Annotated in this window: 13 protein-coding genes; 1 reads left to right on the forward strand and 12 read right to left on the reverse strand. The window is 60.2% G+C overall.

All coding sequences use genetic code 11. From position 1 onward, the window contains the following. Window positions 1–40: 40 nt before the first annotated feature. The 8 genes from ACWKV7_RS06770 to ACWKV7_RS06805 are packed head-to-tail and all read right to left on the reverse strand — an operon-like array spanning window position 41 to window position 8250. Window positions 41–1609, reverse strand: a complete 1569-nt coding sequence (locus ACWKV7_RS06770; RefSeq protein ID WP_483856888.1) for an SPOR domain-containing protein — start codon at window positions 1607–1609, stop codon at window positions 41–43. A gap of 12 nt (window positions 1610–1621) precedes the next feature. Then, window positions 1622–2722 carry a 3-dehydroquinate synthase gene (aroB, locus tag ACWKV7_RS06775; RefSeq protein ID WP_483856889.1) on the reverse strand — a complete coding sequence of 367 codons (1101 nt, stop codon included), beginning with the start codon at window positions 2720–2722 and terminating at the stop codon, window positions 1622–1624. A 50-nt stretch (window positions 2723–2772) separates the two neighbouring features. Next, window positions 2773–3291, reverse strand: coding sequence for a shikimate kinase AroK (gene aroK, locus ACWKV7_RS06780; protein ID WP_483856890.1), 519 nt, complete (start codon window positions 3289–3291; stop codon window positions 2773–2775). Between the two features lie 4 nt (window positions 3292–3295). Next, complete coding sequence (locus tag ACWKV7_RS06785) at window positions 3296–5416, reverse strand: type IV pilus secretin PilQ (protein ID WP_483856891.1); 2121 nt, start codon at window positions 5414–5416, stop codon at window positions 3296–3298. 53 nt (window positions 5417–5469) lie between these two features. Next, window positions 5470–5997 (reverse strand): type 4a pilus biogenesis lipoprotein PilP, encoded by a 528-nt coding sequence (gene pilP / locus ACWKV7_RS06790; RefSeq protein ID WP_483856892.1) that lies wholly within the window; start codon window positions 5995–5997, stop codon window positions 5470–5472. Next, entirely contained in the window at window positions 5994–6611 is a 618-nt protein-coding gene (gene pilO / locus ACWKV7_RS06795) for a type 4a pilus biogenesis protein PilO (protein WP_483856893.1), read from the reverse strand. Before pilO ends, pilP begins: the two co-directional genes overlap by 4 nt. Beyond that, window positions 6608–7186 (reverse strand): PilN domain-containing protein, encoded by a 579-nt coding sequence (locus ACWKV7_RS06800; protein ID WP_483856894.1) that lies wholly within the window; start codon window positions 7184–7186, stop codon window positions 6608–6610. The genes pilO and ACWKV7_RS06800 overlap by 4 nt, the downstream gene beginning before the upstream one ends. Then, a complete protein-coding gene (locus ACWKV7_RS06805; RefSeq protein ID WP_483856895.1) occupies window positions 7186–8250 on the reverse strand; it encodes a pilus assembly protein PilM in 1065 nt (354 codons plus the stop codon). Before ACWKV7_RS06805 ends, ACWKV7_RS06800 begins: the two co-directional genes overlap by 1 nt. Window positions 8251–8623: 373 nt before the next feature. Here ACWKV7_RS06805 and ACWKV7_RS06810 point away from each other — a divergent pair, with 373 nt between their 5' ends. Continuing rightward, complete coding sequence (locus ACWKV7_RS06810) at window positions 8624–10855, forward strand: penicillin-binding protein 1A (protein ID WP_487249196.1); 2232 nt, start codon at window positions 8624–8626, stop codon at window positions 10853–10855. Between the two features lie 65 nt (window positions 10856–10920). On the opposite strand, the gene ACWKV7_RS06815 is transcribed toward ACWKV7_RS06810, so the two are convergent. The 4 genes from ACWKV7_RS06815 to rpmE form a co-directional block, all read right to left on the reverse strand. After that, the gene (locus ACWKV7_RS06815) at window positions 10921–12189 is read right to left on the reverse strand and encodes a malic enzyme-like NAD(P)-binding protein (RefSeq protein ID WP_483856897.1); all 1269 of its coding nucleotides are present in this window, start codon (window positions 12187–12189) and stop codon (window positions 10921–10923) included. 102 nt (window positions 12190–12291) lie between these two features. Then, window positions 12292–13722: a M48 family metalloprotease gene (locus ACWKV7_RS06820; protein WP_483856898.1), complete on the reverse strand. Its 1431-nt coding sequence runs from the start codon at window positions 13720–13722 to the stop codon at window positions 12292–12294. Further along, the gene (locus ACWKV7_RS06825; protein ID WP_483856899.1) at window positions 13719–14519 is read right to left on the reverse strand and encodes a thermonuclease family protein; all 801 of its coding nucleotides are present in this window, start codon (window positions 14517–14519) and stop codon (window positions 13719–13721) included. Before ACWKV7_RS06825 ends, ACWKV7_RS06820 begins: the two co-directional genes overlap by 4 nt. A 26-nt stretch (window positions 14520–14545) precedes the next feature. After that, window positions 14546–14758 (reverse strand): 50S ribosomal protein L31, encoded by a 213-nt coding sequence (rpmE, locus tag ACWKV7_RS06830; protein ID WP_483856900.1) that lies wholly within the window; start codon window positions 14756–14758, stop codon window positions 14546–14548. Window positions 14759–14800 lie beyond the last annotated feature (42 nt).

Here is a 14800-nt window from a genome sequence, read left to right on the forward strand (position 1 = left end):
GTCGTGCTAACGACCACCCGGTCAGCGCAGGGCGCAGGCCTCAGCGCGGGGACAGCGCTTCCTGCTGGATGCTGGCGAAGGTGCGCGGCCAGGGCTTGCCCGCCTGCACCTTGGCCGGCAAGGTCTTGATCGCCGCCTGGGCCGCTGCGCGATTGGCGAAGCTGCCATAGGTGACGACATATAGCGGCTGGCCTTGGTGCATCTTCTTGAAATAGCGATACTCGCCCCCGAGTTCGCGAACGAAGGCCTGCGCGTTGCTTTCGGAGCGCGACCCGAATACCTGCAAGGCATAGCTGCTGGCAGCCTGCGAGCGATACCAGTCACCGGCCCTGGAAGCCGTCGCCGCAGGCTTGGCGGCCGCGGGCTGCGGTACCGTTGCCGACTTCACCACCTCGGCCGGCGCTGGCGAGGCAACTGGCGCAGCCACCGGAGCCGGCGCGACAGAAGCCACCACCGGCGGTGCTGCCATCGCAGGCGCGGGCACCGGTGAAGGTTCAGGCGTCACGACAGCCGGAGACGGCTCCAGGGGCAGCGTAGTTGGCGCAGGCGTGACCGCGGCGGCATCGCCCCCCTCTTCCTCATCCAGCCCGGCCGCCTCGGCCAGAGGCTGGCGAATGACCGGCTGAGCCTCTCCCACCAACGGCAAAGGCAGCGGTTGAGCAGCGCCATCGAACTCGATCGCAGGCTCTTTCCCACCCTCCGATGATGCCGGTGCAACGACATCCATGGGCAACTGGGCAGCGACCGGGGCGACCGCTCCCCGCTCCCCCTGCATCAGCCAGGCCCCTCCGACACCGGCAGCCACCAACAGCAACGCGAGCATGTGCTTGCGTGGCAGGCCGGCGAAGGAAAAACCGCCCTTGCGCGCCGCCCCCTGACTGGCGAGCATGTTTTCGACCAGCACCTCACGGGCAACCTGATTGACCATGCCGGGCCAACCACCCGATTGCTCATGGATTTCGTCGATCTGCTCAGGCGAAAGCACGTCAATATCCCTACCTGCGCCTTCGAGACGCTGGGCGAGATAATCGCGGGTTTCCTCCACGGAATACGGCTGCAACTCGATGGCATGGAAGCGCTCGACCCCGTCGCTCAGGCGCTCGAGCCGAGGAATCAGCGAAGCTTCGCCGAACAGAAATACATGCGGACGCCCTTCGGCGTTGCCGGCAGCGAGCGCCAACAGCGTTTCGAGGGCTGCATCATCCAACTGCTCGGCATCGTCGATCAGCAAATAGACTTCCTGCCCGACCAGGGACAATTGCCCGACCTGCGCGAGAACCGCCGGCACCCCGGCCTGGGACAGGCCCAAGCCTTCCGCCACCTGCTGCAGCACGCCGCCGGCAGCGGCACGGGGCGATGCGACCACGCTCTGCACGGTCTGCTTGTTGGTGCTGGCAACCAACGCCTGGCGCAGCAGCGTCTTGCCGCTCCCACGTTGGCCGCAGACCAACAGCAAGAGTTGGCTGTAGCGGGCCAGGTGGTGCAACTGGCCCAGTACGGGCTTGCGCTGCGCCGGAAAGAACTTGAAGCCCGGCACACGCGGCGCGAATGGATCATGGCTGAACTGATAGTGGCCGAGATAGGCCTCATCGGCATGCAAGCTGGTCATGAAACTCTCTATCTAGTCGGTAAGCTGATCCACCAGCGCACGGAAATCCGCGCCCAGAGTGGCATGCAAAATCTCAAAGGGAAAATCGTCGGTTACCACGGCCTCACCCAATCGCCGCAGCAAGACCAGCCGCAGACGGCCGTCGAGAACCTTTTTGTCTACCGCCATATGTTCGAGGAAGTCATCTGGGCGCATCTCCTCGGGCGGAATGACCGGCAAGCCGGCTCGACGCAGCAGGCGAACACCTCGATCACGCTCCTGCGGCGAAATCCAACCCAGACGATTGGACATCTCCAATGCCATGACAGTGCCAGCGGAAACCGCTTCGCCATGCAGCCACGCACCGTAGCCCATGTGCGTTTCGATCGCATGCCCGAAGGTATGCCCTAAATTGAGTGTTGCGCGCAGGCCGGACTCGCGCTCGTCAGCGGCCACTACCCGCGCCTTGGTCACGCAGGAGCGCTCGATTGCGGTAGTCAGCGCCTCGGTATCCAACGCGCGCAGCGCATCGATGTGCTGCTCCAGCCAAGCGAGAAAGGGCTCGTCGCAGATCAGACCGTACTTGATCACTTCCGCCAACCCGGCGGACAACTCCCGGGAAGGCAACGTCGCCAGGGTATTGGTGTCGATGATCACCGCCTTCGGCTGATAGAACGCCCCCACCATGTTCTTGCCCAGCGGATGGTTGATGCCTGTCTTGCCCCCAACCGAGGAGTCGACCTGGGAGAGCAGGGTCGTGGGTACCTGGATGAAATCGATGCCGCGCTGGTAGCAGGCAGCGGCAAATCCGGCCATGTCACCAATTACCCCACCGCCTAGCGCGACGATGGTGGCACGGCGGTCCAGCCTCGCGGACAGCAGGCCATCGAATATCTGCTGCAGGGTTTCCCAGTTCTTATACGACTCACCGTCCGGCAGGACGACAGAGGTCACGTCAAAACCAACCAGACTACGACTTAATTGCTCAAAATAAAGCGGCGCGACCGTTTCATTGCTCACCACCGCGACTTGCCGACCAGCGATATGAGGTGCAAGCAGTTGCCGCTCCAGCAGGCCAGCGCCGATATAGATGGGATAGCTACGTTCGCCGAGATCGACCTGTAGAGTCCGCATAAAGCCCCCAATGAAAAAGGGCACTAGGATAGCGCAGTTCCGGGTGCGCTTTAACGGGGAGGTAGCGCCTGCAGGCGCTCTAGAATTTCCTGCACCACCAGACGCGGCGGGCGCTCATCGGTTTCCACCAGCAGATCGGCAATCTCTCGATACAGCGGATCACGGATGGCCATTAGCTCACTAAGCACCCGTCCAGGCTCGGCTGTGCGCAGAAGAGGCCGGTTGCGGTCACGCGAGGTGCGCTCGAGCTGCTGCTCGACAGAGGTATGCAAGTAGACAACCCGACCACCAGCACGCAACGCCAGCCGGTTCTCGGGGCGCAGCACAGCGCCACCTCCAGTAGCTAACACCACACCATCAAGCTCGCAGAGCTCGGCAATCATCGCCTGCTCACGATCCCGAAACCCCTGCTCACCCTCAACATCGAAGATCCAAGGAATATCGGCCCCGGTCCGCTGCTCGATTTCCTTGTCAGAATCTTTGAAAGGAAAGCGCAACTCCTTGGCAAGCAAACGCCCGATGGTGCTTTTACCAGCACCCATCGGGCCCACGAGGATCAGATTGCGCACCTAATCAACGGCTCACGGCAATGGCCTGATTGTTCAGGATGCGCGGGGTGAGGAAGATCAGAAGCTCATTCTTTTCATCTCGGACGATATCCTTACGAAAAACACGCCCAATAAACGGCAGATCGCCTAAGAAAGGGACCTTATCGACTGACGTCTGCTGAACGTTAGAATAGACGCCACCAATGACTATGGTTTCCCCATCCCCAACCAAAATCTTAGCATTCACCTCGTTATTCTGAATGGACGGCACACTCCGAACCTGGCGACTAAAGTCAGCCTCGTCCTTGGTCACCTTAACTTCCATAATAATCTGATTCCCAGGAGTAATCTGCGGGGTAACCTCCAGCGACAATGCAGCAACAGCAAACGCAGTAGAGGTCGCTCCACTAGAAGATGCCTCCTCATAGGGAATCTTGGTGCCTTTCAAGATCTTCGCCGTTTCCTTGTCCGAAGTCACAACTTTTGGCTGGGAAACAATTTCCCCGTTACCAGTCTTCTCCATTGCGGACAACTGCAAATCCAATATAGCTCGATTCGTTACCAAGCCAATACCAAACCCGGAGGAGGCGTTAGTCAATCCAAGATCAACAAAAGGCGTCGGCGACCCACTCTCGGCACCGCCTATTTTTTCTGTAGGCAGCGTGCAACGACCGGCAAATGGCCCACAAGAAAACCCGTCCTCATCTTCCACGCCAACGTTCCCGCGCTGCCCAAACCCTCTCCATTGGTCAGCCCCAAAAGTCCCGCCCCAGCGAACACCAAGGCTCTTATCGTAACCCACACTAGCTTCGACTATCCTCGCTTCAATCATAACCTGCCGAACCGGGATATCTAGCTGGGTAACAATTCTGCGCAACTCATCAATACGCTCTTGAGTTAAAGTCACGATAAGTGTATTTGTCCTGTCATCAAAAATGACGGACCCACGCATGTCCTCTTTGAGCGTACCTTTATCTCCCTTATCTTCATACAACTTGGCGATATCAGAAGCTTTGGCGTAATTGAGACGAATCACATCTTTCAGCAAGGGCGCTAGTTCAGCGACCTGCTTCTTAGCCTCCAACTCCTGCCGCTCACGAGCGGCGATTTCATCAGCAGGAGCCACCATCAATACATTGCCGACCTTGCGCTTATCCAAGCCCTTGGTCTTCAGGACGAGATCAAGCGCTTGATCCCAAGGAACGTTCTGCAGCCTCAGGGTAATATTGCCCTTAACAGTGTCACTGGCAACCAAATTGAGATCAGTAAAGTCAGCAATCAACTGAAGCACCGACCGAACGTCGATATCCTGGAAATTCAAGGAGAGCTTTTCCCCAGAATAAGCGAAGCGCTCCGCCTTGCGCTTCTCCATTTCGTCCTTGGCCAATGGCTTGACACTAATGGTTAGCTTGTCATCCGCCTGGTAAGCCAGATATTCGTAAAAGCCTGTAGGCTCAATAACGATAGCAGCGCCATCAGACTTCCCGGTAGCACTTACGAACTGCACCGGCGTGGCGAAATCCTTCACATCCAGACGTACGCGCAGAGACTCCGGCAACTGGGTCTTGGAGAAGTCCAAGCGAATTTTCCCACCTTGCTCCTGGATGTCAGGGCTAATAGAAGGATCGGAAAGCTGGATGACCACATTCCCCGCCCCCTGCTCCCCTCGCTGGAAATCTATCCCGCTAATAGCTCTTTCGGAAGCCGCCTTGAGCTTCGGAGCTTGGACCGGCTGCGATGGAGCCGTTGCGGTAGCGGAAGGCGCAACGCCCTCGCCCACCAGCACATACAGTTGGTTCCCCTCTACTCGCGTACTATAAGGTGCCAGAGTCGTCAGATTTACAATCAGGCGAGTGCGATCCTTAGCCTCTACAACTGTAAGGCTACGAGCATTGCCAGCACCCAATTCGCGATTCTTTACACCCAACTTACTAGTCACACCCGGCAGGTCTAATGCAATACGGGCGGGCTGGTCAATGGTATAGCCACGCGGCGCATCGACAGGCTCATCAAAGCCAAGCTTAAGCTCGACCCGCCCTCCAGGCAAAGCAGCAACATCGAGACTCTGTAGCTCAGCTGCCAACAACGCCGGGGAAACGAGCGCAAAAAGTAGCGAAATACTCAATCGAGAAAGGGTGCCGTTCATTGTGAGATTCCGTTGTGCAGACCGGTCTTTATTTTTCATAATATGTCTCGCCCTTAAGAGCGCTCTTTGAGAGTTAAAGTACGCGGGCGTTCTAGCCAGCCACCGTCGCCATCTGGAACTATTTCAACGACATCCAGCTTTGCCTCATCAATCGATACAATTCGCCCATGATTGCGACCGAGATAATCACCAAGCTTAACCCGATGAACACCTCCAGCCCCTTTCACCAAAGCGAACATTCCGCTCTCATTGGAAAGAATGCCCACCATCTCGAAGTCTTCTATATTGAAACCTTCAAGAAACTGCTTAACACGAGTCTCGTCCGGCTTAATATCCTTGGAGCCTTTCTGCTGACGAGCCAGATCGATTTTCACCGGCGGCTGAAACGGGCTACGCAGTGAGGCTGCTCCGTAGGTAAAGGCCTCATATGGTTGAAACTTGGGCAATGGCTCAATGGAGCCTTTTGGCCTCGCTCGCACTTCATCCATGTACGCGCGCAAATCGCTGAAATCGCCACCCGCCCCACAACCCGCAGCCGAAATAGCAACCAATCCACAAAAAGCCAGACGGGCAAGCTTCATTTCTGCAGCCCCTTCTCGTTGTATCGATAGGTCTTGGCGACAATACTCATCCGCAATTTACTATCAGTTTCCAGAGGCTTAATCTCAAAATCATGCAACGTAACAATCCGCGGCAAACTGGACACACCACTGACGAACGTAGCCAGATCATGATAGGTTCCAACAACACTGATCTGTATAGGAAGTTCTATGTAAAACTGTTGCGCCACCTCTGGCTGCAGCTTGATCTGCTCGAACTCCAACCCACTACCAAGTCCGGTACGAGTGATATCTTCTAGTAATCCAGGCACTTCGGTATCACTTGGGAGCTGCCTAAGCAGCACACCAAATGACTCTTCCATCTCAGCCATTTGTTGCTTATAGGCCTCCAAATTGGCTGCTTGAAAGGCCTTGCTGGAAAACTGCTGCTTCAAGGCTTCCTCCGCAGCCACCTGCTGCTCTAGATTCCCTTGCAAGTCTTTAAGATGAAAATTATACCCAAGCGCCAATATAGCAATGAACAAAAGAACACAAGCAATAGCCTTTACCGGCCCAGGCCAAGAGCCCAAATTATTCAAGTCGAGCTCAGATAATTCAACTCTACGCAGGCTCTCGATAGATTCTGCCAAACTCATTTCTTGGCTCCTTCAACCGCTTCTTCTGCACCCGGCTGCGTTTGCTGAACCGTCAACTGAAACACATTCGCTTGGTCGACGGCACCCGCAGTGACCGCTTTCACCTCCGTCAAATTAGGGGCGGTCAGCCACTCCGAAGCATCGAGATTGCGCATCAGGTTTGAAACACGACTATTAGATTCAGCGGCACCAACGATGGATATGGTCTTCCCAGCCATCTTAAGTCCGGTGAAATAGACACCATCCGGCAACGTACGAACCAGCTGATCAAAGACCCGCCCAATGATCGGGCGATTGCCCTGCAGGTCCTGGATGATCTTCATGCGCTCGAGCAACTCCTGCCGGCGCTTCTTCAGCTCGCTGATTTCCTTGATACGTGCATCGAGAACGGCAATTTCTTTCTTGATGAATTCATTGCGCGCATTCTGGTTTTCAATTGCCGAATTCAGATATTGATCGCCTAGAAACACGACACCGCCACCAACTACCAACACCATGACCAAGGTAGCCAGGAAGCGTTGCTTGCGCTCTTCGCGCAGCTGCTCGCGCCAAGGGAGAAGGTTAATACGCGCCATCAGTCAAAACTCCTCATCGCCAGGCCACAAGCAATCATCAACGCTGGAGCATCGCTCGCCAGAGCACCCGCATTGACTTTGCCGCCCAGGACCATGTCGGCGAAGGGGTTTGCCACCAAGGTCGGCGTGCCGATCTTCTGCTGGATCAGCCGATCAAGATCCGGGATCGAAGCGGTGCCGCCCGCCAGCAGGATGTAATCGACTTCATTGAACTGGCCGGCCGCGAAGAAGAACTGCAGCGAACGAGACACCTGCTGCACCACAGCCTCCTTGAAGGGCTGGAGCACCTCGCTTTCGTAGTCATCCGGAAGTCCACCTTGCTTCTTGGCCAGACCAGCTTCTTCCACGGACAACCCATAGCGGCGCTGGACCTCTTCGGTCAGTTGCCTGCCGCCGAATAGCTGCTCGCGGGTATAGATGGTACGACCGTTATGAAGCACGCTCAGGGTGGTCATGGTGGCACCGATATCCACGACCGCAACGGTCAGCTCGTCGTGGCCGCTACCCAACTGAGTAGCCAGCAGGCCGTAGGCGCGCTCAAGAGCGTAGGCCTCGACATCGACGACCTTGGCGGTCAAACCCGCCAGGGCAAGGGCGGCCTCGCGGACCTCGACGTTTTCCTTGCGGCAAGCGGCCAGCAGGACCTCGACACGTTCAGAGTTACGCTCGGACGGCCCCTGCACCTCGAAGTCGATCGCGACTTCTTCGAGCGGGTAAGGGATGTACTGGTCGGCTTCGATCTTGAGCTGGTTTTCCAGTTCGTCGTCCGACAGCCCGGCCTCCATTTCGATGGTCTTGGTAATGACCGCCGAGCCCGCCACCGCGACGGCGACGGTTTTCACGCCCGTCTTGGCCTTGGCCACGACCCGCGACAGCGCCTGACCAACACCTTCGAGTTCGGTGATGTTCTTTTCGACCACAGCGTTTGGTGGGAGCGGCTCGACAGCGTAGGCCTCTACCTTGTAGCGGCTTCCCGAGCGACTCAATTCGAGGAGCTTGACCGAGGTCGAACTGATATCGATCCCCAGCAGCGTATTCGCTTTCTTATTGAAGAGCCCTAGCACGACCGATTTCCTATCTGCATCCGAGACTTACGGACTATTTATGTTTTTTCACATTAAATAACAGTCTTGACAGAAGCGCAAATGGCTACCCGGCAAAAAAAGCGCTTATAATGTGAACAGTTTTTATCTTTTAGCTTTCGCTTCCGCTTAACTCATTCTTTTATCTGGAAATCCGAATCCCTTGATGCGCTTGCTGAAGTTTTTCTGCTGGACCGGTGTCGCTGTTTTTTGTGGGCTGTTGCTCAGTTTCAGCGGGGCCTACCTCTATCTTAGTCCGAGCCTTCCATCCGTCGAGTCGCTGCGCAGCGTTCAGCTGCAAATCCCCCTCCGGGTCTACAGCAGCGACGCCAAGCTGATCGCCGAATTCGGGGAGATGCGGCGCAGCCCTATCCGCTTCGCCGACATCCCCCAGGACTTCATCCATGCGCTGCTGGCAGCGGAAGACGACAATTTCGCTAACCATTATGGCGTCGACCCGAGCAGCCTGTTGCGTGCTGCCACGCAATTATTGAAAAGCGGCGGCCATATCCAGTCCGGCGGCAGCACCATCACCATGCAGGTGGCGAAGAATTTCTTCCTCACCAGCGAGCGCAGCTTCGCGCGCAAGGCCAATGAAATCCTGCTGGCCCTGCAGATCGAGCGGGAGCTGAGCAAGGACGAGATCCTCGAGCTGTACGTCAACAAGATCTACCTTGGCAACCGCGCCTATGGCATCGAAGCTGCCGCTCAAGTCTATTACGGCAAATCCATCCGAGACTTGAGCCTTGCGCAGATGGCGATGATAGCCGGTCTGCCGAAGGCGCCGTCGACCTTCAACCCGCTGGTCAACCCGGCCCGCAGCAAGGAGCGCCGCGACTGGATCCTGGGGCGCATGTATCGCCTGGGCAAGATCGACCAGGCGCGCTATCAGGCCGCCCTGGACGAACCGATCGATGCCAGTTACCACGTGCCCAAGCCGGAACTCAATGCGCCGTACATCGCCGAGATGGTCCGGGCAGAGATGGTCGGCCGCTACGGCAGCGACGCCTACACCGAAGGTTTCCGAGTGACCACCACGGTGCCCAGCGACCTGCAGGAAGCGGCCAATGCGGCGATACGGGAAGGGCTCATCGAGTACGACCAGCGGCACGGCTATCGGGGGCCGGAAGCGAGTTTTCCGGGGCTGACCCGCGACGCCTGGCTGCAAGAACTGGCACGCCACAAGTCACTGGGCGGCCTGGAGCCGGCGATCGTCACTCAGGTGGAAAAAAGCGGCGTCATGGCCCTCACCCGGGACGGACAGGAAGAGGCGATCGCCTGGGATAGCATGAAGTGGGCCCGCCCCTACCTCAATACCAACAGCATGGGACCGCGCCCCCAGCAACCGAGCGATGTTGCACAGGTCGGCGACCTCATCCGGGTCAAGCGCCAGCCGGATGGCACCCTGCTGTTCAGCCAGCGTCCGGCCGCGCAGAGCGCCCTGGTTTCACTGGACCCGAACAGCGGCGCAATCCGCGCGCTGGTCGGCGGCTTTTCCTTCGAGCAGAGCAATTACAACCGTGCCGTGCAAGCGAAACGCCAGCCCGGCTCAAGCTTCAAACCCTTCATCTACAGTGCCGCGCTGGATAGCGGCTATACCGCCGCAACCCTGGTCAACGACGCACCGATCGTCTTCGTCGACGAGTCCGTGGACAAGGTCTGGCGACCGAAGAACGACAACAACACCTTCCTCGGGCCGATCCGGTTGCGCGAGGCGCTGTATCGCTCGCGCAACCTGGTGTCGATCCGCCTGCTGCAGAGCATCGGCATCGACTATGCGCTGAACTATGTCAGCCGCTTCGGTTTCAACCGGGACGAGCTGCCGCGCAACCTCTCGCTCTCCCTGGGCACCGCCACGCTGACGCCGCTGGAGATCGCCACCGGCTGGAGCGCCTTCGCCAATGGCGGCTACCGCATTCAGCCCTACCTGATCGAGCGCATCGACAGTCGCGAAGGCGAGCCGCTGTTCATCGCCAATCCGCCCCGGGTTCCGGGCCGCGGACAACCGTCGGCGCAACCCGCCGACGAGCAGGCGGCCAGCGAAGCCAGCCAGCCGGTCGTCCAGCAGGAGCCGCAAGTTGCCGAGCGCATCATCGACGAACGTACCGCCTACATCATGACCAGCATGCTGCAGGATGTGATCCGGCGCGGCACCGGACGCCGCGCCCTGGCGCTCGGGCGCAGCGACCTGGCCGGCAAGACCGGCACCACCAACGAGTCCAAGGACAGCTGGTTCTCCGGCTACAACGCCGACTACGTGACTACCGCCTGGGCCGGCTTCGACCAACCGGAGAGCCTCGGCCGCAACGAGTATGGCGGCACCGTCGCCCTGCCGATCTGGATGCGCTACATGGGCGCTGCACTGAAGGACAAGCCCGAGCATCCGCCGGCCGAGCCGGAGGGGCTGCTCAGCCTGCGCATCGACCCGTTCAGCGGTCGTGTCGCTGCACCGGGCGCCCCGGATGCCTACTTCGAACTGTTCAAGAGCGAAGATTCCCCGCCGCCGATGAGCGAACTCGATCCCGGATTCGCCGCTCCCGGCAGCCCGCTGCCCGCCGACGAGATGGCGCCGATCGATTTGTTCTGACGGCGCATCTTTCCCAACCCCAAAAAGAAACCCCGCCGAAGCGGGGTTTTCTTTTTGCAGCCGGCTCAGCCGTTGAACACTTCGTCCACCGACTTCAGCGGGTAATGCGACGGATAGGGCCGGGTCGCCACGCCAGTCTCGATGGCCGCCTTGGCCACGGCATCGCAAACCACAGTGATCAGACGTACATCCATCGGCTTCGGAATGATGTACTCCCGACCGAACTCCAACTTGATGCCGCCGTAGGCGTCGCAGACTTCCTGCGGCACCGGGAGCTTGGCCAGGTCGCGCAGGGCCAGTGCCGCGGCGATCTTCATTTCCTCGTTGATGCGCGTGGCGCGAACGTCGAGGGCGCCGCGAAAGATGAAGGGGAAGCCGAGCACGTTGTTCACCTGGTTCGGATAATCCGAACGACCGGTGGCCATGATCACATCGCTGCGGGTTGCATGGGCCAGCTCCGGCTTGATTTCCGGGTCCGGGTTGGAGCAGGCGAAGACGATCGGATTGGCCGCCATGCGCTTGAGGTCTTCCGGGCTCAGCAGGTTGGCACCGGACAGGCCGACGAACACGTCCGCGCCATCGAGGGCGTCAGCCAGGGTGCGCTTGTCGGTTTCATGGGCGAAGACGGCCTTGTACTGGTTAAGGTCATCGCGGCCGGCATGAATCACGCCCTTGCGATCGATCATGAAGATGTTCTCGACCTTGGCGCCCATGCTGACCAGTAGCTTCATGCAGGAGATCGCCGCGGCACCGGCGCCCAGGCAGACGATCTTCGCCTGCTCCAGGGTCTTGCCGGCGATTTCCAGGGCATTGAGCATGCCGGCGGCGGTAACGATGGCGGTACCGTGCTGATCGTCATGAAAGACCGGGATGTCGCACTGTTCGATCAGCGCGCGCTCGATCTCGAAGCACTCGGGCGCCTTGATGTCTTCCAGGTTGATGCCGCCGAAGGTAATGGAAATGCGCTTGACGGTGTCGATGAAGGCCTGGGGGCTTTCCGCGTCGACTTCGATATCGAACACGTCGATGCCGGCGAAGCGCTTGAACAGCACGCCCTTGCCTTCCATGACCGGCTTGGAGGCCAGCGGGCCGAGGTTGCCCAGACCGAGAATCGCCGTGCCGTCGGAAATCACCGCCACCAGATTGCCTTTGCCGGTGTACTGGTAGGCCAGCTCCGGATCGCGGGCAATCTCGCGTACCGGTTCGGCTACGCCCGGGCTGTAGGCCAGCGACAGGTCGCGGGCGGTGGCCGTGGGCTTGGTCAGCTCGACGCTCAGCTTCCCGGGACGGGGCTGAGCGTGATACTCGAGAGCGGCGGTTTTCAGGTCAGACATGTTGGCATTTCCGCTTTTTTGGCTGTTGAACCAGACTGGCGGCCGAGCATACGCAAGATGCCGAGCCCCCACAAGACCGCGAGCGCCCTGCTGTCAAGGCTTCTAGCGTACGACTTTGAGCCAATCGCCAGAATGTGGCTCGCCATGCGGATAGTGGTTATTGAGAAGGCGCAAGCGGGCTTCCGGGTCATCGGTCAACGGGCTCTGCCTGGCCAGCGTGGCGAGGGTCTGCCCGGCTGCGAGCTGGACGAGATGCAGGCGAAGCGGTTCGGCCAGCTTCCGCTCGGCGCGCCGCAGAGGCCGGAAGCTACGAATGGTTTGCATGAAGCGGGCATCCTCGGCATCCAGCCCGGCATTGCCCTTGACCGCAGCCACGAACAGATAGGCGCGCCCGCCCTTGTAGACTACCGCCACCCGCCGGGCCGGACGCCCGGGAATCACCCCCGTATGCCCGGCAAGTTCGCCCAGGCGCAACGGCTCCTCGGCCACCAAGCGCTGCCCACCGACCCGCTGGCGCAGGAATTCGGCCGGGGTGGTGCCTGCGGTCGGCGTCTCCAGGGTCATGGCAATGAAGGCCTGGCCATCGCGCCGCTGGCCGACCAGCACATTGGCCTGGTTGAGAATCTCCCAGCCCGACGGAAAGCCCAGGAAGAAATCCAGCGGGCCATGGTAGAAGCGTTCACCGCGGCGCACGCCACTATCCGCGGAGTCGCCGAACGGCAACCCTTCCAGGTGGCGGAGAAAGCCTGATCGGTTGACCTCCTGGCGACCAGTGGCCAGGGCCCGCGCCGGCCCCAGCACCTGCTGCAGGCGCCGATCGTTATCCGGGTGGGTGGCGAACACCCCATGGTAGCCGGCCTGTTGCGGCTCTCCGCGCTGGTCGGCCTGGGCGCGGGAGAACTCATCCTGGTTCTTCAGCAGCCGCACCACCTCGATCATCGCCTGGGGGTCATAGTTGCCGCGCGCCAGATACTCGGCACCGAGGCCGTCCGCCTCCAGCTCCATGTCGCGACCATAGCCGCGCACGAAGGCGCTGCCCAGCAAGCCGGTCAGGTCGCCGGCCGCCCCCACCCCGGTACCGATCGCCACCGCCTGCCCGAGCAGGCCCCAGGCGGTCGACTGACCGTGCTGGCGTACACTATGACGCGCGGTAACGTGGCCGACTTCATGACCGAGCACGGCAGCCAGTTCGGCCTCGGAATTGAGGTAGGCGAGCAAGCCGCGGTGAATGTAGATGTAGCCGCCGGGCAGCGCAAAGGCATTGATGTCCGGCGTGTCGAGCACGGTGAAGCGGTAGTCGAGGCTGCTGCGATGGCTGTGTTGCGCCACCCGCTCACCCACCTGCTGCACGTAGGCCTGCAGCTTCTCATCGGCATAGCGTGGGTATTGCTGGAGGATTTCCTGGTGGTAACGACTACCCAGCGCCAGCTCCTGCTGCTCGCTCATCATCACGAAGTCATGCTTGCCGGTAACCGGATTCACCGCACAGCCGGTCAGCGCCAACAGCAGCGCCGCGATCAGATACAGCCTCATGGCAACACCTCCAGCATCGACGGATGGGTGAGCGGCAGCAGCCAGCGCGCCTGGCCGTCGCGACGGGAGGCATTCCCCTGTCGGTCGACGACCCAGCCGCGCACCTCCACGCGGCGACCAGCCAATGCGGACAGCGCCGGAGAATCGAAGTGCGCGAGTCGATCCGGCGCGATACGCACCACCAGCGGGCCATCGAGCTGCAGCCAGACTCCGCCGCGATTACGCTCCACCGCCGTCACTCGCCCGCGCAACAGTGCAAAACCACTACGCCGCACGTCTTGCGCCGTTCGCCACGGCGCCTTGCGCCATAGTCCCCGGGAACCTGCCCGAGCTGAGCGCTCGGCCTTCCGCTGGCAATCCAGCAGCATCAGGTTCGGCGCCACCGCCACAGAATACGCCAGGCCCTCGGCGAGCAGTTGCGCTTCCAGATTGCGCCCCCGGCGATCGTACATATGGGCCAGCGTTCGCCCATAGCGATCGCGTGCCTGGCTACCGACCTGCAGCGACACCTCACCAGCGCTGGCCGTCACCAGCGCCTGCAGGCGTTTGCGGGCGGCCAGCGCGTAGGCTTCGGCGGCACGCCCCTGGCGTCCCAACTCCGGCGCGTTGACACCGATCAGGCGCACCCGGCGACCATCGGCCAGGCGCACGGTATCGCCATCCACCACCTGCACCACCTCGACCGTCGGCAACCCCGGTGGAGCCGGACAGAACGCCTGGGCCAAGGAGGCGGAGGCGGCAGAAACGAAAAAGGCGCCCGCGAGGGACGCCTTTTTCAACAGCTCGGTAAACCCCATGGGGCTTTCCGTGGCAGTGCGAGCGCTTACTTGGCGCCGAACACGCCGAAACGCTGCTTGAAGCGATCGATACGGCCGCCGGTGTCCAGCACCTTCTGCTTGCCGGTGTAGAACGGGTGGCACTCGGAGCACACGTCCAGGCTGATGTTCTTGGCCAGCGTGGAGCGGGTCTTGATGACGTTGCCGCAGCTGCAAGTGGCTTCGATGGCTTCGTAAGTCGGGTGGATATCGGCTTTCATGATGCATTCCTCGGGGGTCTTGCGTGCCGCCACCCAACCCTA

Source organism: Zestomonas ipomoeae, assembly GCF_057128665.1.